17 protein-coding genes are annotated in these 20093 nt (G+C 67.0%); 5 read left to right on the plus strand and 12 right to left on the minus strand.

Annotated features, from left to right (window positions below; all coding sequences use genetic code 11):
* Positions 1 to 27: 27 nt before the first annotated feature.
* The 7 genes from dld to QP552_RS12480 form a co-directional block, all read right to left on the minus strand.
* A complete protein-coding gene (dld, locus tag QP552_RS12450; protein ID WP_286073755.1) occupies positions 28 to 1728 on the minus strand; it encodes a D-lactate dehydrogenase in 1701 nt (566 codons plus the stop codon).
* Entirely contained in the window at positions 1725 to 2864 is a 1140-nt protein-coding gene (gene lldD / locus QP552_RS12455) for an FMN-dependent L-lactate dehydrogenase LldD (protein WP_088026305.1), read from the minus strand. The genes dld and lldD overlap by 4 nt, the downstream gene beginning before the upstream one ends.
* A 4-nt stretch (positions 2865 to 2868) precedes the next feature.
* Positions 2869 to 3633, minus strand: coding sequence for a transcriptional regulator LldR (gene lldR / locus QP552_RS12460; RefSeq protein WP_111111910.1), 765 nt, complete (start codon positions 3631 to 3633; stop codon positions 2869 to 2871).
* Positions 3634 to 3686: 53 nt separating this feature from the next.
* Complete coding sequence (gene lldP / locus QP552_RS12465; protein WP_111111909.1) at positions 3687 to 5345, minus strand: L-lactate permease; 1659 nt, start codon at positions 5343 to 5345, stop codon at positions 3687 to 3689.
* 232 nt (positions 5346 to 5577) lie between these two features.
* A complete protein-coding gene (locus QP552_RS12470) occupies positions 5578 to 6030 on the minus strand; it encodes an MgtC/SapB family protein (protein ID WP_111111908.1) in 453 nt (150 codons plus the stop codon).
* A 126-nt stretch (positions 6031 to 6156) separates the two neighbouring features.
* Positions 6157 to 6915: an SDR family NAD(P)-dependent oxidoreductase gene (locus tag QP552_RS12475; RefSeq protein WP_106549458.1), complete on the minus strand. Its 759-nt coding sequence runs from the start codon at positions 6913 to 6915 to the stop codon at positions 6157 to 6159.
* A gap of 129 nt (positions 6916 to 7044) precedes the next feature.
* On the minus strand, positions 7045 to 7317 hold the full coding sequence (locus tag QP552_RS12480; protein WP_146146962.1) for a hypothetical protein: 273 nt from the start codon (positions 7315 to 7317) through the stop codon (positions 7045 to 7047).
* Positions 7318 to 7362: 45 nt separating this feature from the next.
* Here QP552_RS12480 and QP552_RS12485 point away from each other — a divergent pair, with 45 nt between their 5' ends.
* Positions 7363 to 8316 (plus strand): AraC family transcriptional regulator, encoded by a 954-nt coding sequence (locus tag QP552_RS12485; RefSeq protein ID WP_099553206.1) that lies wholly within the window; start codon positions 7363 to 7365, stop codon positions 8314 to 8316.
* Positions 8317 to 8526: 210 nt separating this feature from the next.
* On the opposite strand, the gene QP552_RS12490 is transcribed toward QP552_RS12485, so the two are convergent.
* From QP552_RS12490 to QP552_RS12500, 3 genes are all read right to left on the minus strand, one after another.
* Complete coding sequence (locus QP552_RS12490; protein WP_111111907.1) at positions 8527 to 10437, minus strand: CocE/NonD family hydrolase; 1911 nt, start codon at positions 10435 to 10437, stop codon at positions 8527 to 8529.
* Between the two features lie 222 nt (positions 10438 to 10659).
* Positions 10660 to 11046 carry a DUF4440 domain-containing protein gene (locus QP552_RS12495; protein ID WP_111111906.1) on the minus strand — a complete coding sequence of 129 codons (387 nt, stop codon included), beginning with the start codon at positions 11044 to 11046 and terminating at the stop codon, positions 10660 to 10662.
* Positions 11043 to 12404: an MFS transporter gene (locus tag QP552_RS12500; protein ID WP_111111905.1), complete on the minus strand. Its 1362-nt coding sequence runs from the start codon at positions 12402 to 12404 to the stop codon at positions 11043 to 11045. The genes QP552_RS12495 and QP552_RS12500 overlap by 4 nt, the downstream gene beginning before the upstream one ends.
* A 105-nt stretch (positions 12405 to 12509) precedes the next feature.
* On the opposite strand from QP552_RS12500, the gene QP552_RS12505 reads away from it, so the two are divergent.
* On the plus strand, positions 12510 to 13415 hold the full coding sequence (locus QP552_RS12505; RefSeq protein ID WP_286073756.1) for a LysR family transcriptional regulator: 906 nt from the start codon (positions 12510 to 12512) through the stop codon (positions 13413 to 13415).
* Between the two features lie 132 nt (positions 13416 to 13547).
* Here the strand turns inward: QP552_RS12505 and QP552_RS12510 are convergent, their stop codons facing one another.
* A complete protein-coding gene (locus QP552_RS12510; RefSeq protein ID WP_286073757.1) occupies positions 13548 to 16343 on the minus strand; it encodes a glycoside hydrolase family 3 C-terminal domain-containing protein in 2796 nt (931 codons plus the stop codon).
* A 336-nt stretch (positions 16344 to 16679) separates the two neighbouring features.
* Here QP552_RS12510 and QP552_RS12515 point away from each other — a divergent pair, with 336 nt between their 5' ends.
* Positions 16680 to 17114 carry a glyoxalase gene (locus tag QP552_RS12515; RefSeq protein WP_106549452.1) on the plus strand — a complete coding sequence of 145 codons (435 nt, stop codon included), beginning with the start codon at positions 16680 to 16682 and terminating at the stop codon, positions 17112 to 17114.
* Between the two features lie 289 nt (positions 17115 to 17403).
* Positions 17404 to 18108 (plus strand): AraC family transcriptional regulator, encoded by a 705-nt coding sequence (locus QP552_RS12520; protein ID WP_111111902.1) that lies wholly within the window; start codon positions 17404 to 17406, stop codon positions 18106 to 18108.
* Between the two features lie 9 nt (positions 18109 to 18117).
* On the opposite strand, the gene QP552_RS12525 is transcribed toward QP552_RS12520, so the two are convergent.
* Positions 18118 to 18996 carry a sterol desaturase family protein gene (locus tag QP552_RS12525; RefSeq protein ID WP_286073758.1) on the minus strand — a complete coding sequence of 293 codons (879 nt, stop codon included), beginning with the start codon at positions 18994 to 18996 and terminating at the stop codon, positions 18118 to 18120.
* Positions 18997 to 19137: 141 nt separating this feature from the next.
* Here QP552_RS12525 and QP552_RS12530 point away from each other — a divergent pair, with 141 nt between their 5' ends.
* On the plus strand, positions 19138 to 20088 hold the full coding sequence (locus tag QP552_RS12530) for a LysR family transcriptional regulator (protein ID WP_286073759.1): 951 nt from the start codon (positions 19138 to 19140) through the stop codon (positions 20086 to 20088).
* Positions 20089 to 20093: the final 5 nt, after the last annotated feature.

The following is a 20093-nucleotide window of genomic DNA, read 5'->3' on the forward strand; positions in this document are numbered from 1 at the left end:
CCAGCTGAGCGCCGGCTCGGCTCTACATCATCCGCAGTCGCAGCCACCCCACCCTTTTTTCTTCGAGGTCTGGCCGATGCCCGGGTTGAACGTATTGCTCGGATCAAGCTGCCGGTAGAAGCCCGCCAGCGCCGGCTTGGCCGGGTAGAGGTGACCGACATTGTGCTCGGCCGGGTACTCGGCACCACGCTGGTCCAGCAAGGCCCACATCGCATGCTCGATCGCCATCGGATCTTCACCCTTGCGCGCAATGTAGTCCTGGTGGAACACGTGGCACAGGAAATGGCCGTAGTACAGCTTGTGCAGCAGGCGGCCATCGATCTCCGCCGGCAGCTGTTCGAACCAGTCGGCATCGTCGCGGCGCAGGGCGATGTCCAGTGCGACGATGTCCTGTACCTGGTCGCGGTGCACTTCACGGTAGCGCACGGCAGCACCGGCCACGGCGAAGCGATGCAGGAACGCCTTGCGGCCTTCCTCTGCCGTGCAGTGGAAATAGCCGCCTTCGTGGCCTGCGAAGAAGTCGCGCAGCCAGGCTTCGGTCTGCGCCGCGTCCTGCGCGGACACCTTCAGCAGCAGGTGATGTTCATAGCGCTGGCGGAACTCGCCCATGCGCTTGGGCAGGTGCGAGGGCAGCAGCCCGGTCAGCCCCTGCATCACGCGGTCGGTCACGCCACGCAGGCCCAGCCGTTCGAACCAGCCATCGACGCGGCTCTTCAGCGCGAACGCGGCCGGCACGCGCGTAGTGCCAAGACGATCGATCAGCAGGAAGCTGTCCTTGCCGTAGCGTTCACCGATGTCATAGGCGTCGCGATGGATGTATTCGCCGGCAATCGGCAGGCGCTCGAAGCCGGTCAGCAGCTGGCGACGGATCGCAGTGAGGCTGTCGGTGCGGTTGCTGCCGATGTAGAACACCTCGGCAGCCTCCTTCTCGAAGGTGTCCAGGCGCACCGCGAACACCGCCAGTTTGCCGGCCGAACCGGCCGCTTCAAAGTGACGGCTGGGATCGGCATTGAAACGCGCCGGGGTCTCGGCGTCGACCCTGCGCACTTCCTCCGCGTAGCGCGGATCGGAGGCCGCACGGCCGTCGCCGTCACCCACCTCCGTCGCCGTGTAGTCGCCGGCCTGCAGGCGCTGCAGGATCTGCTCGGGTGTATCACCCAGCGCGATGTCCAGATGATTGACCAGCTGCAACCGGCCCTCCGCGTCGACCTGCGCGTACAGTGCCAGCTCGGTATAGGCCGGACCACGGCGCACCAGCGCGCCGCCGGAGTTGTTGCAGATGCCGCCGAGTACCGACGCACCGATGCAGGACGAGCCGATCACCGAATGCGGCTCACGACCGAGCGGTGCCAGTGTCTGCTCCAGCCGGTCCAGCGTCGCGCCGGGCAGGCACAGCACCTGGCGCCCTTCGTTCAACAGCTGGATGCCTGTCAGGCGCAGCGTGCTGACCAGCACGATCGGGCGACCGTAGTCGTTGCCATCCGGGGTCGAACCGCCGGTCAGGCCGGTGTTGGCCGCCTGCAGGATGATTGCCGCCCCACCCTGCACCGCCGCCTGCAGCACGCGCCACAGTTCCAGCAGCGTGCCCGGGCGCACCACCGCCAGCACCGGGCCATCGCCGAAGCGGTAGCCGCGACGGAAGCGGCGCGTGGCCTTGTCGCCGGTCAGTACATGGCGGCTGCCGACCGCATCGCGCAACTGCGCGAGCACCGCGTCGTGGCCACTCACGGCAGGCTGACCAGCGAGTCGCGGCCGATATCGGCAATGCGGTGCGCGCCGGTCAGCGTCATCGCCACGCGCATCTCCTTGGCGATCAGGTCCAGCAGGTTGGCCACGCCGGCCTCGCCCTGTGCCGCAAGTGCATAGACAAACGCGCGTCCCAGCAGCACGGTGTCGGCGCCCAGCGCCAGCATGCGCACCACGTCCAGGCCGGTGCGGATGCCGGAGTCGGCGAGTATCTTCAGGTCACCCTGCACCGCATCGGCAATGGCCGGCAGTGCGCGCGCGGTCGACAGCACGCCGTCCAGCTGGCGACCACCGTGGTTGGAGACCACAATGCCATCGGCACCGAACTTCACCGCATCACGCGCGTCGTCCGGATCGAGGATGCCCTTGATCACCATCGGGCCCTTCCAGAACTCGCGGATCCATTCCAGGTCCTTCCATGAAATGGACGGATCGAAGTTGCTGCCCAGCCAGCCGATGTAGTCCTCCAGCCCGGTCGGGTTGCCACGATAGGTGGAGATGTTGCCCAGGTCATGCGGGCGCCCGAACAGGCCCACGTCCCACGCCCAGTGGGGATGGGTGATGGCCTGTCCGATACGGCGCAGCGAGGCGTTCGGGCCGCTCATGCCGGAGTGTGCATCGCGGTAGCGCGCACCCGGCACCGGCATGTCAACGGTGAACACCAGGGTGGTCACGCCGGCGGCCTGCGCGCGCTCAAGTGCATTGCGCATGAAGCCACGATCGCGCAGCACATACAGCTGGAACCACATCGGCCGCTGGATGGCGGGGGCCACTTCCTCGATCGGGCACACCGACACCGTGGACAGGGTGAACGGGATGCCCCGGCTGTCGGCCGCGCGCGCCGCCTGTACTTCACCGCGCCGCGCGTACATGCCGGTCAGCCCGACCGGTGCCAGCGCCACCGGCATCGCCAGTTTTTCGCCGAACAGTTCGGTTTCCAGGCTCAGGTCGGACATGTTGCGCAGGATGCGCTGGCGCAGCGCGATGTCGGACAGGTCGGAAACGTTGCGCTTCAGCGTGTGCTCGGCATACGCGCCGCCATCGATGTAGTGGAACAGGAACGGCGGCAGCCGGCGTTGCGCTGCGGCACGGTAATCGGTGGAGGCGGAGATGATCATGGGGTCAACCGTGTGGGGAAGGTAGACGCGAGGCCCGCGCACGCCGGGCTTCGTTGTCATCGAGGGTGCGCAGCGTGGTGTGCACGAACTCGAGGTGGGCATGCGCGGCGGCGCGCGCGCGTTCGGGGTCGCCGGCCAGCACCGCATCCATCATCTCGCGGTGCTGGTCGGACAGCGGCGAGAAGGTCCTCGCCGAGGTGTAGAGCTTTTCGCGGCTCTGCGAGATGTTGGTCTGCAGCAGCTCGAACAGGCCTCGCATCACCTGCAGCAGCACCAGGTTGTGCGAGGCCTCGGCGATGGACAGGTGGAAGGCTGCGTCAGCCTCGGCCTCGCCGGTGGGATCATCCTTGCCGTGCGCATCCATCATGGTCTGGAACGCCTGCGCGATGCGCGCGCGGTCCTCGTCGGTGGCGCGCAATGCAGCATGCCAGGCGGTGGCGCCTTCCAGTGCGTGGCGGATCTCCAGCACGTCGAAGCGGTATTCCGGGTCGCCCTGGAACAGCGGCAGGTACGGCGCCAGCGGTTCGTCCAGCGCCTGCCGCGCACGTGCCGCCGGCTCGGCCACGTAGGTGCCACCGCCGACCCTTGCGCTCAGCAGGCCCTGGCTGGCCAGCTGCGCGATGGCCTCGCGCAGCGCGGTGCGCGAGACCCCCAGCTGCACCGCCAGGGTGCGCTCGGCCGGCAGCCGGTCACCCGGCTGCAGCCGCTGTTCCTGCACCAGGCCGCGCAGCTGTGCGGCCACCTTGTCCGAAATACGTTGCGTGCTCATGGCGCCATTGTGGCCCGAAGCACGCAACGAAGGGTCAGTCGGCCTGGCATGGCTCAGGGAATCATCCAGGTCAGCCAGTAGGCCTGGGCCAGGGTGATCAGGCCGACCATCGTGGTGAAGATCAGGCTGTGCTTCACCGTGAATCGGAACAGGTCCGATTCCTTGCCGGCCAGGCCGACCGCCGCACAGGCAATGGCGATCGACTGCGGCGAGATCATCTTGCCGGTGACACCGCCGGTGGTGTTGGCCGCGACCAGCAGCACGTCGGACACGCCGATCTGCTGTGCGGTGGTGGCCTGCAGTGCCGAGAACAGCGCATTGGACGAGGTATCCGAACCGGTCAGGAACACGCCCAGCCAGCCCAGGAACGGCGAGAAGAACGGGAACGCATCGCCGGTGTGCGCCAGAGCCAGGGCCAGGGTGGCCGACAGGCCCGAATAGTTGGCGATGAAGGCGAAGGCCAGCACCATGCCGATCGAGTAGATCGGCATGCGCAGCTCTCGCACGGTTTCGCCAAAGGTCTGCAGCGCCGAACGAGCCGGCATCCGCAGGGCGATAATGGCGATCACCGCAGCAAGAATGATCGAGGTACCGGTGGCCGAGAACCAGTCGAATTTGTAGATTGCATCGTAGCTGAGCGGCGCATCCACGATTGGCGGCATCTTCTGCACCATCTGGTCCAGGCCCGGCACCGGGATCTTCAGCACCCAGCCTTCCAATGGACCGCCCGCCGCGAACAGCGACTTGAACGGCTTGATGCTCCACAGGGTGACCATTGCAGTGAGGATCAGGAACGGCGACCACGCCTTGGCGATCTGGCCAACGCTGTAGCGCGGCGCTTCCAGTGCCTGGGCGGCCGCCTCGGCGCTGGTTTCGGTATCAAAGCGGAAGATCCGCACCGGCTTCCAGCGGCGCAGGAACAGGGTCAGGCACACCAGCGACGCCAGCGACGCGGTGATGTCCGGCAGTTCCGGGCCGATGAAATTGGAGGTCAGGTACTGGGCGATGGCGAACGAGCCACCCGCAACCAGCACCGCCGGCCAGGTTTCCTTGATGCCGCGCCAGCCATCCATGATCGCCATGATCCAGAACAGCACGATGATGGTCAGGAACGGCAGCTGGCGACCCGCCATCTGGCCGATCTCGAACGCATCGAGCCCGGTGACCTGCCCGGCCACGATGATCGGAATGCCCATCGCACCGAAGGCCACCGGCGCGGTGTTGACGATCAGGCACAGGCCGGCCGCGTACAGCGGCTTGAAGCCCAACCCGACCAGCAGCGCCGCAGTGATCGCCACCGGCGCACCGAAACCGGCTGCACCTTCAAGGAACGCACCGAAGGCGAAGCCGACCATCAGCATCTGCAGGCGCTGGTCTTCAGTGACCGACAGGATGGAGGCACGGATGATGTCGAACTGTCCGGTCTTGACCGAGACCTTGTAGAGGAACACTGCGCCGATGATGATCCAGGCAATCGGCCACAACCCATAGACAAAGCCGAAGCCGGCCGCACCCAGCGCCTGGGTCAGCGGCATGCGGTAGAACAGCAGCGCCACGCCAAGTGCGATGGCCACGGTGATGGTGCCGGCCAGCCAGCCCTTCATGCGCAGCACAGCCAGGGCAACGAAGAAGAACGCGATCGGCAGCAGCGCGATCAGGCTCGACAACCACAGGTTGCCGGCGGGGTCGTACAGGTGTTGCCAGGGCTGCATGGAAGCTCTCGACTGGGGGCGGGATGTGCTCCACCGCAGGCGGTGGGTCGCCGTGCCTTTCGATCATTGGTCGTACCAATATCGATCTTGATCAGGCCACGTGGAGCGGATTTAACCGCCACACTGACGAAGCGCCTATTAGACCATAGGGCTAGATCACATATTGGTCATACCACTGCAGCTGCCCGTGGTAGTGCCGCCCGCTGGCCGGCAACCTCGTCCGCCCCCTCCCCTACGAGATCTTCTTCTCCAACCGCCGCATCACCGCCAGCACCAGCACGCACAGCACACTGACGCCAATCGCAATCACGTATTTGCCGATACCCACGGCAATGCCGATGGCCGCCGCCATGATCAGCGAGCTGGCCGTGGTCAGCCCGCTGACCTGGTCCTCGCGCGAGCCGCGCAGGATGGTGCCGGCAGCAACGAAGCCAACGCAGGCCACCACGGCCTCGATGAGGCGTACCGGGTCGACCTGCAGCAGGTCGCGGTAACGCTCCTGCTGGAAATGTTCGGCCACCGAGTCGCCGAGGCCAACGATCAGCGCAGCGGCCCCGGCGATCAGCATGTGCGTGCGCAGGCCTGCGGCGTGCTTGCCCATTTCGCGCTCAACCCCGAGCACGCCGCCGAACAGCATCGCTGCAGCCACGCGCAGCAGGATCGAGACATCCTGGGTGAGTTCCATGGGAAAGCTCCGGGATTTTCCCGGAGCGTCGCGTGGCGATCGTGGGACGGGGGTGAAGGCGATGGCACGCCTTCTTCACCCCACGCACTCATCCACGCATGGCGTGGATCCATTGACCGCATTCGCTCACTGCGCCAGGTAGCCACCATCGATGGCGTAATAGGTACCGGTCGCGAACGAAGCGTCGTCACTGGCCAGCCAGGCCACCAGTGCTGCCACTTCTTCGGCCGTACCCAGCCGCTTCAGTGCGTGCCGCCCCTCCAGCGTGGCACGTACCTTTGGATCCATTTTCTCCAGCAGCGGCGTGCTGATGAAGCCCGGGCCAACCGCGTTGACGCGGATGCCATCTGCTGCATGCTCCCAGGCTGCGGTCTGGGTCAGGCCAACCACGCCGTGCTTGGCTGCAACATACGCGGTGGAACCGGCATAGCCCACCTGGCCCAGGATCGAGGCCATGTTGATGATGCTGCCACCCGTGCCGGCCGCACGCATGGCCTGGATCTGCGCACGCTGGCACAGGAACACGCTTGTGAGGTTGACGTCGATCACGCGCTGCCATCCTTCCACCGGATAGTCACCGCTGCTGGCCGCCGGCCCACTGATGCCCGCGTTGTTGACCGCGACATGCACGCCGCCCAGCTCCTTTACCGTACGCTGCACCGCCGCCTCGACGGCGGCATCGTCAGTCACGTCCAGCGCGATGCCGATGGCCTGCGCACCGCTGCCCTGCAGCCGTGCCACCGTGGCATCCACCGCGTCCTGCTTCAGGTCCCATACCGAAACGCGCGCACCGGATGCGGCAAGGGTCTGCGCGACCGCCAGGCCGATGCCGGATACGCCGCCGGTCACGATCGCGGTCTTGCCGGTGAGCTGGTAATCGATCATCTGCATTCTCCATCTGTGGGGGTATCAATGCGGCGTGTCGCCGCTACCCCCCTCACGCTACCCCTTCATCCGTGATGACCCGGCAGAGAGCGCGTCCACGGGTGATCGTTCCACCCATAAAACCTCAACTCAAGTTGATGTATGGAATTGTGTACGGATATGCATGCAAAACGCCGCCGTATGTTCCACGGAAAATTCAACTTGGCCATATTGATCAATCGTTTTGACCATCTCGAAATCAAATGCCGGTGAATCAAGGCGACAATGGGAAACGTTTCCAGTTTCTTCGACACACTCATTCCAATCTGGCGTTTCCCCAGCCATCCAGCGTGCCATCGCCACCGCATCGCAGCGGGTCCGCACAGGCCACGACCGGAACTGCATCTGCAATGCAGAGCGCATGGGCGAGGTACTGCCAGCGTCCACCTCCTGCGCACGTGCCAAGCAATGTCCCGATACTTCACTTTTGCCGATTACCGCCGCTTCGGCCACCGCCACGGCTTTGATTACCGCGCCGACCCGGAACACCTGCGCGACGACCAGTGGGCGGGCCATGGCGAAGTCAACGAGCAGTTCCTGCGCGGTGGCATGAGCCTGATCGCATCCGACGTCCACAATCGCTTTCCATACGTCGCCACTGCCCAGCAGAGTCCCGGGCTGGCCATCCGCGTGATGCTGCAGGGGCAGGTGGATGTACGCATTCCCCGGCGCAGCGGCTTCACCCTGCGCGCGGGTACTGCGATGACCGCGCACCACCGCGAACAGGTCGAAATGACCGGTGCACATCCCGGCGAAACGCGCATGCGCGGCGTCAGCGTGATGGTACCGGCGGAGATCGATCCGGACCTGTTCCAGCTGCCGCAGCTGCACACGGCGCTCAGCACTCACCTGGAATGCCGCCACTGGGCGATTCCGCACACCCTGCTGCCGGTGCTGGGCCAGTTGTTCGACAGTCCCTGGCAGGACGGCATCGATGCGCTGTGGCGCGAGGGCGTAGCCCTGCAGCTGCTCGCCGTTGGCCTGCAGGCCGAGGACCTGCAGACCGAGCAGGTGCGCACCCTGCGTGCCGGCCAGCGCGAACGGCTGGAGCGTGTGCGCGCCTACCTGCATGATGACCCCAGCCATGCCCACAGCCTGGTCGAGCTGGCGCAGCTGGCGTGCATGAGCCCAAGTTCGCTGCGCCGTCATTTCGCCCAGCAGTACGGAAGCTCGGTGTTCGACTACCTGCACGAACAGCGCATGCGCCATGCCGAGCAGGGCCTGCGCGAGGACGGCTGGACGGTCGAGCAGGCCGCTGCCGCCAGTGGTTACCGCCACCCCAGCAACTTCGCCGCTGCATTCCGCAAGCGCTTCGGCCTGGTGCCCAGCCGCTGGCGCACCGGTCCTTCGAAGGTGGGCTGAAGGCATCTGCCCTGGTAGGTATCGACCTTGGTCGACCGGCATGCCATGGCCCAGCCCTGGTAGGTGTCGTCCTTGGTCGACACGCTCTCGCGCCATCGAGGATGCCGGCCAGCGGCCGGCACTACCAACGCCGCCGGGCATGGCCCGGCGCTACCGACACCGCACATGCCTGGGTAGCGCCGGGCCATGCCCGGCGTCACCCTGGGCGCCTCAGTACACCGGCAGATCGATGTAGCTGGCCTGCGCCCCACTGTGCCAGACCCGCTGCGTGGCCTTCTGGTAATCCCCCGGTTTGGCCAGGTAGATGTTCGGCACGTAGGTCTGTGGGTTGCGGTCGTACAGCGGGAACAGGCTGGACTGCACCTGCACCATCACCCGGTGCCCTTTCTGGAAGGTGTGGTTGGCGTTGGGCAGGTCGAAGCGGTACGGCAGCACCTGGTTGGCCGCCAGCGGCTTCGGATCGCTGAAGCTCTCGCGGTAGCGGCCGCGGAAGATCGCCAGTGACACCGGCAGCTCATAGCCGCCCATCTCCGGCGCCGAGGCCTCCTGGTCCGGATACACATCGATCAGCTTCACCACCCAGTCGCTGTCGGTGCCGCTGGTCGAGGCCTGCAGGTGCACTACCGGCGCGCCGCCGATGCGCAGTGGCGCGGTCAACGGTTCGGTGATGAACGTCAGCACGTCCGGGCGGCCATCGACAAAGCGCTGATCCTTGACCAGCCAGGTCGTCCACATGTCACGGTCACCGAAGCGCACCGGGCGCGGCACGAACGGCACCGGCTTGGCCGGGTCGGACACGTACTCCTCGAAGTCGCCCTCGCCCGCTGCCGGCGCCTGGAAGGCCAGCTTGCCGCCGGCCCGCAGGTACAGCGGTTTGCTGCTCGCGGCACAGCCCTTGTCGCAGCTGCGCGGCCAGCCCTTCAGGCGATCCCAGTGATTTTCGCCGGTGTTGTAGATCAGCACCGGCGGCGTGTCGGCCTTCGGCGCACCGTCCACCAGGTACTGGTCGAAGAACGGCTTGAGCACATCGCGACGGAACTGCAGCGCGGTGTCGCCGTCGAACTTCAGCGCGCCCAGTTCGCTGCCACTGTAATTCACCTGGCTGTGCCGCCACGGGCCCATCACCAGGTAGTTGCGGTTGTTGCCGCTGTCGCGCCCTTCCATCGCCTGGTAGGCATGGTTGGCACCCCACATGTCCTCCTGGTCCCACAGGCCCTGCAGCCACATGGTCGGAACCTTCAACGGCGTCTTCGCCATCACCGCGTCCAGCGCCTGGCCCTGCCAGAAGCCGTCATAGGCCGGGTGCTCGACCAGCTTCTTCCACCAGGTCAGCTGGTCCACGCCGGTGAAACGCGCGTAGTCGCCAGCCGAACCGATGCGCAGGAAGGTGCTGTAGTCGTCGTAACCGAGGCTGGGCAGTGGCGTGCCCTTGCCGCGCTTCTCGGTCTGCATCGCGAAATAGTTGAAGTTGACCTGGCGGAACGCACCGTAGTTGAGCCAGTCGTCGCCCATCCAGCCATCGACCATCGGGCTCTGCGGTGCGGCCACCTTCAGCGCCGGATGCGGGTCGGTCAGCGCCATCACCACGGTGAAGCCTTCATACGACGAGCCGAGCATGCCGACCTTGCCATTGCTCTCCGGCACGTTCTTCACCAGCCAGTCGATGGTGTCCCAGGCGTCGGTGGAGTGATCCACCCTGGTGTTGTTCAACGGCCCGCGCAGCGGCCGGGTCATCACGTAATCGCCTTCGGAGCCGTACTTGCCACGAATGTCCTGGAACACGCGGATGTAACCGCCGTCGACGAACACCTCGTCGCCCTGCGGCAGCAGATCGCGCATGCGCGGCGAATCACTGCGGTTGGCGCGACCGGCAGCGTCGTAAGGAGTGCGGGTCAGCAGGATCGGAGCATTGCGGGCACCCTTGGGCACCACGATCACCGTATACAGCCTGGTGCCATCACGCATCGGCACCATCACCACGCGCTTGTCGTAGTCGCGGCCGACATCCGGCGCAACGAAGGGCTTGCCGCTGATGTCCGGGGTCATCGGCGGGGTATCGGCGGCCAGCACGCTGCTGGACAGGCAAAGGGCGATGGCTACTGCAACGGTACGCACACGCATGGACAACCCCTTCCGGCAGGAAAGCCCCAAGCCTACTCCCGCCGGGTGCCAGGGAGTGTGGGTGGGCTTTGCATTCTGCGGCGGATGCGGGCAGGACTGATGGCACATGTGCTGCCCGACGGGCACGCATCGATCTGGCCGTTGTAGAGCCGAGCCCACGCTCGGCTGGGGCCACCGCAACCTCCCCGAAGAGCAGCCGAGCGTGGGCTCGGCTCTACAACATCAGGCAGCCGTCACCTCATGCAGCGCCAGCCAGCGCCAACGGCCATCTTCCTGCCGCAGCACGGCCAGTGCTTCACGCCAGGCCATCACACCTTCAGCAACGCCCTGCCCTTCACGGTAGCGCAGCATCGCCAACGGTGCCGGCACCGCAATGAACTGCAGGGCATCGATTTCGATACGCAAGCCCGGGCGGGCGCCATGGGCACCGGCGAACATGCTGGCAAGGGCTTTGCGGTCCAGGCGCTGCCCGGCAATACCGGCCATGCTGAAGTCGGCGCAGAAATGATCCATCAGCGCATCCAGCGTGCTGGCGGCCGCTTCCGCACGGAACCAGGCCTGCAGCTTGGCGATCAGATCATGGAACTCGTTCTCTGCGGTCATAGTCATTGCGTTGTCTCGGGTTGGGAAAGAGAAATCGACTGCGAGCGGCGCAACAGCGCCATCGGCAACAGCGTCAATGCGGCGGCCAGACCCAGCGCCACGCTGCTGGCGCGTGCCGGCAGCCACTGCATGGCCAGCGCCAGCAGCAGCGCGATGGCGGCGGTGCCCAGGCAGAAGCTGAGCTGGCGGTTGAGGTTCCATAGCGCGCTGGCGTCGCCCAGCGCCTCGCCCTCGACACCATTGAACGCCAACGTCTGCGCGGTGCTGCTGCACAGGCTGCCACCGGCGCCCATCAGTGCGAACAACAACGCAGCCAAGGTAAAGGCCGGCTGTGGCAGCAGTGCCATCAACAGCAGGCCGCTGGCCTGAAGCATCATGCCCGCGCGGAGTACCGTGGCCGGGCCGAAACGGGCCAGCAGGCGCTTGCTGGCCGTGATCGCGATGGCCGAGGCCAACGCCCACGGCAGCATCAGTGCGCCGATGCGCGCGGCGCTGTAACCGGCCTGGTGCAGCTGCAGCGTGCTGACCAGCTGGCTGCCGATGAACACGCCCGGCACTGCCAGATACACCAGCATTGCCAGCCGCAGCCCGCGATGGGACAGCAGCGACCAGCGCAGCAACGGATGCGCCTGCTGCCGTGCGTGCCGCAGGTGAACCGCCGCCAGCAGCAATGCAATCAGCAGCAGTACGGCACCGGCGGCCCGATGGGCGGGCTCGCCCAACCAGGTGAGCGCCAGCAGCAGCGCACCCAGCGCCATCATCGCCGTGGAGAGCGCATAGGCCTGCAGGCGCGGCGCACTGCGCTCACCATCGGCCGGCATCCAGGCCAGCACCAGGCCCATCGCCACCACCGCCAGCGGCAGGCTGGCCCAGAGCACACCGCGCCAGGACAGCCACTGCACCAGCAACCCGCCCAGCGCCGGCGCCAGTGCCGGCACCAGCAGCGCCACAAGCAGGATGCGGCGGGTCAGTGCACCCCGCTGATCCGCCGTACATTGCCGGTAAGCTGCGGCCTGCGCCACCGGAATCAGCAGTCCGCCGGCCAGCCCCTGCAGCAGGCGCCAGCCGAGCAGCCAGCCGATGCCCGGCGCAGTACCGGCCAGCATGGCGGCGACGGCGAACACCAGCAGCGCCACCAGCAGCAGGCGGCGCTCTCCGCAGCGCGCGGCCAGCCACGGCGCCAGCGGAATCACCACGCTCAGGCCCAGCATGTAGGAAGTTCCAACCCAGGCCAGGCTGCCGATGTCGGCGTGCAGGTCCGCTGCCAGTGCCGGATACGCCACCGTGGCGATGAACATGTTGACCAGGTCCAGGGCGAACACCAGCAGGAAGATCACCTCATGGCGCAGGCGGGGGGACGACATCGGCGACGCTCCAGCGGGGAAGCGGGCAGCATGCCGTGCGGGCCTTGTTGGAAAAACACGACGGCAGCTGCAACACTGTCAAATCTTTTTTGACAAAAGGCCGCCATGGTCAGCCTCGATCGCTTCGACATCTTCCGCGCCGTGGTCGAGGCGGGCAGCCTGACTGCTGCAGCCGATCGCCTCGGCCTCAGCCGCGCGGTGGTCAGCTTCAACCTGAAGCGGCTGGAGCAGGAGCTGGGCGTGACCCTGCTGCTGCGCAGTACCCGCCACTTGGCCCTGACCGAAGCCGGCGAGCAGTTCCTGCAGCACTGCGTGCAGGCGCTGGACGCTGCCCAGGCGGCGATCGATGCCGCGCGCCGCGACCAACACCAGCTGCAGGGCGTGCTGCGCCTGACCACCACGCCGGAGTACGCGCAGCTGCGCTTGATTCCGGCACTGGAGGCGTTCCGTGCGCGGCACCCGGCCCTGCAGTTGCACCTTTCAACCTCTCCGGCGCCAGCGGACCTGATTCCCGAACGCTTCGACCTGGCGATCCGCCTCGGCCGCCTGCCGAACTCGGGCCTGCATGCCAGCGAACTGGAGCGCCACCCGCTGTGCGCGGTGGCGGCTCCGTCGCTGCTGGCACGCCTGCCCTCCGCCGATGCTGCCGATGACCCCGTACAGCTGGGCACCCTGCCCCGCCTCGGTTATCCGCGCCTGTCCGACGTACCGGTGGTGGCTCCGGATGGCAGCGATGCGCTGTTCGCCACCAACCCCGGCAATGCAGTCGTGCGCGTGGATGGCGCCAGCAGCCTGCGCGCGTTCGCCGTGGCCGGCGCCGGGGTTACCGTGCTGCCCCGCTGGCTGATCGAGGACGACCTGGCCCACGACCGCCTGCGGCAAGTGCTGCGCCATCATCGCTTCCCGCAGCAGAGCGTGTACGCGGTCTATCCGCACAGCACGCAGCCCTCACCGAAGGTGCGGCAGCTGATTGATTTCCTGCGCGGGTGGTCTGGCAGCGCGCCGGTGTGACTTCCGCGCTCGCCGGGCATGGCCCGGCGCTACCCGATCACCACAGCCCTGGTAGCGCCGGGCCACGCCCGGCGAGCGCAGCGGTACCCCACAAACAAACACGGCCCCTTGCGGGGCCGTGTCTCCATGCACTCAGCGCAGCACCTGCTCCACCAGCTGCACGTCCACGCTCTGCAGCGGTTCGGCGGCATTGCGCGACAGCTGCACCTGGTAGGTGCCGCCGTCGATCTTCCACTGGCGGGCCTGCGCATCGTAGTGGGCCAGGGTCTTCGGCTCGGCTTCGATGCGGATGCGGCGCTGTTCGCCCGGCTGCAGGTTCACCTTGTCGTAGCCGATCAGGCGGATCGGCGTGGTGCTGCCGGCCGGCAGCTTCAGGTACAGCTGGGCCACGTCGGCACCGGCGCGCTTTCCGGTGTTGCGGATGTCGACGCTGGCGACCAGGCGCGAACCTTCCACGCTCACCTTGAGGTTTTCATAGGCGAACGAGGTGTAGGACAGGCCATGACCGAACGCGAAGGTGGGCGTCAGGCCCTTGGCCGCCATCCACTTGTAGCCGACATTGGCGCCTTCGATATCGAAATCGAACACATCACCGAACGGCTTGGCCGGCTTGAAGCCGAGACCGTCGATGTGCGGGCGCGGCAGCTGCGATTCGTCCACCACCCAGGTCACCGGCAGGCGGCCGGACGGGTTGACCTGGCCGGTCAGCAGCGCGGCAATGCCTTCGCCACCGCGGATGCCCGGGTACCAGGCCTGCAGCATCGCCGGCACCTGCGCCAGCCACGGCGTGCGCACCGGGCCGTTGGTTTCCAGCACCAGCACCGTCTTCGGGTTGGCCTTGGCCACCGCCGAGATCAGCGCGTCCTGGTTGTCCGGCAGCTGCATGTCCGGCAGGTCCACCGATTCGGCGGCCCACTGGGTGGCGAACACGATGGCCACGTCGGCCTGGGCCGCGGCCTTGGCCGCTGCGGCGGCGTTGGTGCCGTCCACGTACTTGATGGTCGCGTCCGGACGCGCTGCACGCAGCGATTCCAGCGGCGAGGACGGGTGGAAGATCACCGGGCCCGGCCAGGTGGTCGGCAGCACGCCCGGCACCGCATTGGTGCCCTTGGCGGTCACGCCCACCATCGACGAACCACCACCACCGATCACGCCCTTGTCGGCGTGGCCACCGATGATGACGATGCGCTTCACGCTGTCGGCCAGCGGCAGCAGGTTGCCTTCGTTGCGCAGCAGCACGCTACCCTCTTCCACCGTGCGCTGGGCGACGGCGAAGCCAGCTTCGGCATCGACCTTCTGGTGCTGCGGCGGGTTGTCGAAGTTGCCGTGCAGGAACATCGTGCGCAGGATGCGCGCGACCATGTCGTTCAGGCGTGCCTGCGGCACCACGCCTCCGTGCACGGCCAGGCGCAGCGGCTCATCGAAGAACACGGCCGCATCGAACACTTCACCGGCCGACTGCTGGTCCAGGCCGGCCAGCGCCGCCTTCGAACCACTGTGCACGCCGCCCCAGTCGGACATCACGAAACCAGGGAACTTCCATTCCTGCTTCAGCACCTGGTTCATCAGGTAGCCGTTCTCGCAGCCGTAAGTGCCGTTGATCTTGTTGTATGAGCACATCGCTACGCCCGGGCGACCGGCGTCCAGCGCGATCTCGAACGCCAGCAGGTCCGACTCGTGCATGGCCTGTTCGCCGATGCGTACGTCGTGGAAGTTGCGGCGGGTCTCCATGTCGTTCAGCGCGAAGTGCTTCATCGAGGAGATCACGTGCTGGCTCTGCACGCCCTGGATCAGCGCGCCCACCATCGAACCGGCCAGCAGCGGATCTTCACCGGCATATTCGAAATTGCGGCCGTTGCGCGGGTCACGCTGCAGGTTGACGCTGCCCGACAGCAGGATGTTGAAGCGCTGCTGCCACGCTTCTCGGCCCATCGTCGCGCCACCTGCGAAGGCCACTTCGCGGTTCCAGCTGGAGGCGGTGGACGGGCCCGACGGCATGGCGGTGGCGAAGTCACCCGGGCGGATGCCACCGGGATTGGTCACGCCCACGCCGGCATCGGCCGACTGCTGCGACGGGATGCCCAGGCGCGCCACGCCCGGCACGAAGCCCGCCGAACCGACCGCACCTTCCGGCAGCGGGCCGCCGTCCTTGCCCAGCCCGAAGTAGCTGTGCAGCATCTGGAACTTCTCATCCTCGGTCATCGCCTTCAGCAACAGCGCAGCGCGCGCATCGGCGTTGAGGGTGGTGTCCATCCACGGCGTGTCGCCATGTTTGTCGGCGGCATAGGCCAGGGTCAGCAGGGTGGCACGCAGGCTGCTGCCTTCCACTTTGAACGGTGCACTGCTGGCCGCCTGGAAGCCATCGCTGAAGTAGCTGGCATCAGCTTCCAGCGCGACACGCGCCGGATCGAAGCCGGCGGCCTTGGCCGATTCACCGGCTACCGCGCCGAGCAGCACCGCCGGTGCACCCAACCGCGAACGGGTGACCAGTGCCGGCAACCGGGCGGCGCCCGCGCCGGCGTCGGTATAGACCGCGACGGTGTGGCGGCCATCGTCCAGGCGCAGGTAGTTCAGCCCCGTCTGGTCCGGACCAGACTCGGCGGCGATCGGCAGCCGGGTCAGCACGGCCTGGCCGCGCTGGGTCTGGCCATCGTCCTTGCCGGCGGCGATGAAGCGGTACTCATAGCCCAGGCCATCGGCCAGCACCTGCAGCGGGTCGACCTGGCCGATGCCGCGCTGCACCTGGCGCACACTCACCGCGTCCACCTTCAGGCTCTTCAGCTGCGCGGCCAATGCCGGCATCGCTTCGGCGGTCGGGGCCTGTTCCAGAGTCAGCACGGTGAACGCGGCGGGGTCGGCCCACGCCGGTGCGGCGAGCGCGGCAGACAGGGCGAGGGAGAGGGCAAGCGGCTTTGTAAACGTTTTCATCGGCAGGCGTAATTCCGTTGCCAAGGCAATCGGTCCAGGGAAAGTGCCGCCGAAGGGTGCAGCGTTCATGCCGCGCAGGGGTTGCCAGGCAACGTCCCGCAGGCCGAAGGACGGGCCGGTCTGCGCGCGGGACCCTCCTCCCGGCGTGACAACCTGCCTGCCCGGGCCGCGCAGGGCGACCCAATCGTGTGAAGATTGTGCGAGGGCGTTCACACCTGTCAACAGGACCTAAGTCACAGGCGCATCCCGCGGCCGGTTATCAGGCCATCACCGGCGGTCATCAGCGGGCCCTGCAGGGCTGCCGATAATGGAGGTCCCTGGCCACGAACCGAGCCCATGACCGTACATCGCGACTTCGACCATCTCTGGCGCGACCGCTGTGACACCTCCAGCCAGCGCGCGCCGCGCGTGCTGATCCGCGTGTTCGTGGCCCCCGGTGAGCTGGAGCGCAGTGTGGCCTTCTACGAGCAGCTGCAGGGCCTGGTGGCCGATGCCGGGTTTCCATTCCCGGAGGCCGGGCTGCGCCTGGCGATGGTCGGCGCCTTCCTGCTGATCGAGGGCAGCGAGACTGCGCTGGCGCCGTTCACCTCGACCACCGGCACGCTGCTGGTCGATGACGTTCGGCCCTATCACGACAAACTGGTCGCGGCCGGTGCCGAGATCATCTTCCCGTTGCAGGTGGTGCCGACCGGGGCGGCGTTCAATGCGGTGCATCCCGATGGCACGGTGGTCGAGTACGTGCATCACCGGCCGGATCCGCAGGGGCGGTGAGGGCGCGGCCGGGCGGCGCCCGGCACCCGCAGAGGCGACATCAACGTCAAAAGCCAGAGCAACAGCAAAAGCTGGGTTCCTGCAGGCAGGCGGGGTGGGTCCGGCTGCGGGGGACGCTGCAAGTACGTCCATGTAAGCTCGGTCGCGCCATCCATGGCGCTCACGCCCCCGCAACCGGACCCACCCCGCCTTCGACAGTTTCTCGCGACCTGCAGTAGATCCACGCCATGCGTGGATGCTCTTCGTTTCATTGTCGAAATATTCGATTTCGATGGAGATTCATCCACGCATGGCGTGGATCTACAATCCCTCCATGTCCTCCCCTGCCCTGCCCTGGAATGGCACGTTGCTGCTGGATGCTCACGTGGCCGTGCTGCAGGGCCATGCCGGTGACAGCGATGTACATGCGCACTACGCACACCAGCTGCTGTTGAGCGAGGATGTTCCCTGGCAGGTCGAAATCGACGGTGTGCGCCAGCAGGGCCAGCGGCTGTGGCTGCCTTCGTTCCAGCCGCACGCGATCCTGTCGGCGCCGGAGGCGGGCTGCACGGTGTTCCTTGAGCCGGCACATGCCGACCTCGAACAGATCCAGCAGCACCTGCACGCGCTGCCCGGCACTGCGATGGAACTGCAGGACTGGCTGCCACGATTGAGCCGCGCGCAGCCATTGGACCGGCGGGTGCAGGCAGCGCTGGCCCGCATCGCCCAGCACCTTCCCGGCCCGGTGCCGGCCGCCGACATCGCCGAGGCGGCGCATCTGTCCACCAGCCAGCTGCACCGGCGTTTCCAGGCCGATCTGGCAGTGACCCTGCGCGGCTGGGTGCTGTGGCGGCGCTTGCGTGCCGCGCTCGCGCACCACCTGCAGGGGCACAGCCTGACCGACAGTGCACATGCCGCCGGCTTCGCCGACCTGGCCCATCTGTCGCGCAGCCTGCGCCGCATGTTCGGCATCGGTGCCGCACAGCTGCAGGGCCTGCAGCTTCACGCGGCCTGACATGTTCGATCATTCGCGCCTGCGCAGGCCTTCGGGCAGCTCCGGCACCTCGCCATGTGGCAGTTCGCGGAAGGGCGCCAGCAGCTGCCCGGGGTAATCGCGCGGATAGTCCGGCTGGCTGCCGATGCCGAGGTCGTGCTGACGCAGCCGATAGCCCGGCGCATCGAAGGCGGTCCCCAGCAGGTGATCCCAGACGGTCAGGAACAGGCCGAAGTTGACGTCGCCGGCGGTGCCGTAGCGCATGTGATGGAAACGGTGCAGCGGCGCCCACGCCATCACCCGGCCCAGCAGGCCTGGGCGCATGTCCACGTTGGAGTGCTGCAGCAGCAGCTGGATGGCGATGGCGAATGCCAGCACCGCCGCCACCGGCATCGGCAGGCCCAACAGCAGCAGCGGCAGCACGCCGCCCACCGCTTCGGCGGCCTGGTGCAATGGGTGTTTCATCAGCCCGTTGAAACCGTACATGCGGGTCACGCTGTGATGCACGGCATGCAGGCGCCACAACCAGCCAATGCGATGGCTTGCGTAGTGCACCAGCGTGATGCCGAGATCGGCAGCGATGATGGCAACCAGTACCTGCACCGCGAACGGCCACTGCACCGGCCACAGCTGCCACGGAATGATCGCCGCCAACAGCGGTACCGCGGCGATCGACAGCAGGTTCAGGCCTTCGTTGACCAGCGCATGCAGGGTGTCACGTACACGGTCACCGTGGTCGTGGTTGAACGCAGGGTCATACGGCCAGGCACGTTCGGCGATGAACGAAGCCGCGATGGCGACCGCCAGCAAGGCCAGAAGCCACAGCGGGTCACCGTGACGGTGCCCCACCCAGACGATGGCGGCAGAGACGAAACCAAGCAGGAACAACGGGGCATACAGGCGGAGCATCCAGTGCTTCATGGGCAACCCGGAAAATGAGGGGCCTGCATGCTGGCGTGGCGTGTGGGCTGCTGGCTTGAACAAACGGCGCAAGCGCGTGCCGAGGGTGGATGCCGGGCTTGGCCGGCACCGCGTTTCCTGCATCCACGCATGGCGTGGATCTACAATGGCACCCTCATCGCGCCCGGGACCGGCATGGACTCCTTCAACCTGATGCGCGCCTTCCGCCGCATCGTCGAACGCGGCGGGCTGGCCCGCGCTGCCGAAGACCTGGGCATGTCGCCTGCCGGGCTGAGCAAGCAGCTGCGCACGCTGGAAACCCACCTGGGCGTGGTGCTGCTGCAACGGACCACGCGGCGCATGAGCCTGACCGAGACCGGCCATGCCTATTACCGCGAATGCTGCCGCCTGCTCGACGAACTGGACGCATTGGAACGCGGCATCGCCGAGCAGCGTGGCGAGGTGGCCGGGCGCCTGCGCGTCAATGCGCCGCAGTCGTTCGCGCTGAGTACGCTGTCGCCGCTGCTGCCACGGTTCCTGCAGCAGCATCCGCAGCTGTCGCTGGACCTGGTGATGGAAGACCGCCTGCTCGATGCGGTTGGCGAAGGTTTCGATGTATCGCTGCGGCTGCGTGCCGAGCTGGATGATTCACGGCTGGTGGCACGCCGCCTGGCCTCGCTGCAGCAGATGCTGTGCGCGGCGCCGTCCTACCTGCAGCAGCACCCTGCACCACAGGCAGTGGACGATCTTCAGGCGCACAGCGTGCTGGCCTACAGCCTGTCCGACTCGCCCGGCAGCTGGCCGCTGCTCGGTCCCGATGGCCAGGTGACGATCACCCTGCCGGCGCGCGTGACCGTCAACAACAGCCTGCTGCTGCGCGATCTGCTGGTGGCCGGCATGGGCATCGGCGCGCTGCCTTCGTTCCTGGCCGCTCCGGCACTGGCGCGGGGCGAACTACACCAGGTGCTGCCCGACCACCGCTATCCACCGCGCTTCGTGCATGCGGTCTACCCCACCTCGCGCCACCTGCAGCCCAAGGTGCGTGCCTTCATCGATTTCCTGCACGCCGAGCTGCCCGGTTGCGCCGGTCTGGATTCGTAACCGCC

It is taken from the genome of Stenotrophomonas sp. 59 (genome assembly GCF_030291095.1).
Taxonomy (GTDB): domain Bacteria; phylum Pseudomonadota; class Gammaproteobacteria; order Xanthomonadales; family Xanthomonadaceae; genus Stenotrophomonas; species Stenotrophomonas maltophilia_Q.

Bases quoted from the DNA above. Each gene is read 5' to 3' on its own strand.
- lldD (WP_088026305.1), bottom strand. From the start codon at position 2,864: ATGATCATCTCCGCCTCCACCGATTACCGTGCCGCAGCGCAACGCCGG.
- lldR (WP_111111910.1), bottom strand. From the start codon at position 3,633: ATGAGCACGCAACGTATTTCGGACAAGGTGGCCGCACAGCTGCGCGGC.
- lldP (WP_111111909.1), bottom strand. From the start codon at position 5,345: ATGCAGCCCTGGCAACACCTGTACGACCCCGCCGGCAACCTGTGGTTG.
- QP552_RS12470 (WP_111111908.1), bottom strand. From the start codon at position 6,030: ATGGAACTCACCCAGGATGTCTCGATCCTGCTGCGCGTGGCTGCAGCG.
- QP552_RS12475 (WP_106549458.1), bottom strand. From the start codon at position 6,915: ATGATCGATTACCAGCTCACCGGCAAGACCGCGATCGTGACCGGCGGC.
- QP552_RS12480 (WP_146146962.1), bottom strand. From the start codon at position 7,317: ATGCGCTCTGCATTGCAGATGCAGTTCCGGTCGTGGCCTGTGCGGACC.
- QP552_RS12485 (WP_099553206.1), top strand. From the start codon at position 7,363: ATGTCCCGATACTTCACTTTTGCCGATTACCGCCGCTTCGGCCACCGC.
- QP552_RS12490 (WP_111111907.1), bottom strand. From the start codon at position 10,437: ATGCGTGTGCGTACCGTTGCAGTAGCCATCGCCCTTTGCCTGTCCAGC.
- QP552_RS12495 (WP_111111906.1), bottom strand. From the start codon at position 11,046: ATGACTATGACCGCAGAGAACGAGTTCCATGATCTGATCGCCAAGCTG.
- QP552_RS12500 (WP_111111905.1), bottom strand. From the start codon at position 12,404: ATGTCGTCCCCCCGCCTGCGCCATGAGGTGATCTTCCTGCTGGTGTTC.
- QP552_RS12505 (WP_286073756.1), top strand. From the start codon at position 12,510: ATGGTCAGCCTCGATCGCTTCGACATCTTCCGCGCCGTGGTCGAGGCG.
- QP552_RS12510 (WP_286073757.1), bottom strand. From the start codon at position 16,343: ATGAAAACGTTTACAAAGCCGCTTGCCCTCTCCCTCGCCCTGTCTGCC.
- QP552_RS12515 (WP_106549452.1), top strand. From the start codon at position 16,680: ATGACCGTACATCGCGACTTCGACCATCTCTGGCGCGACCGCTGTGAC.
- QP552_RS12520 (WP_111111902.1), top strand. From the start codon at position 17,404: ATGGCGTGGATCTACAATCCCTCCATGTCCTCCCCTGCCCTGCCCTGG.
- QP552_RS12525 (WP_286073758.1), bottom strand. From the start codon at position 18,996: ATGCTCCGCCTGTATGCCCCGTTGTTCCTGCTTGGTTTCGTCTCTGCC.
- QP552_RS12530 (WP_286073759.1), top strand. From the start codon at position 19,138: ATGGCGTGGATCTACAATGGCACCCTCATCGCGCCCGGGACCGGCATG.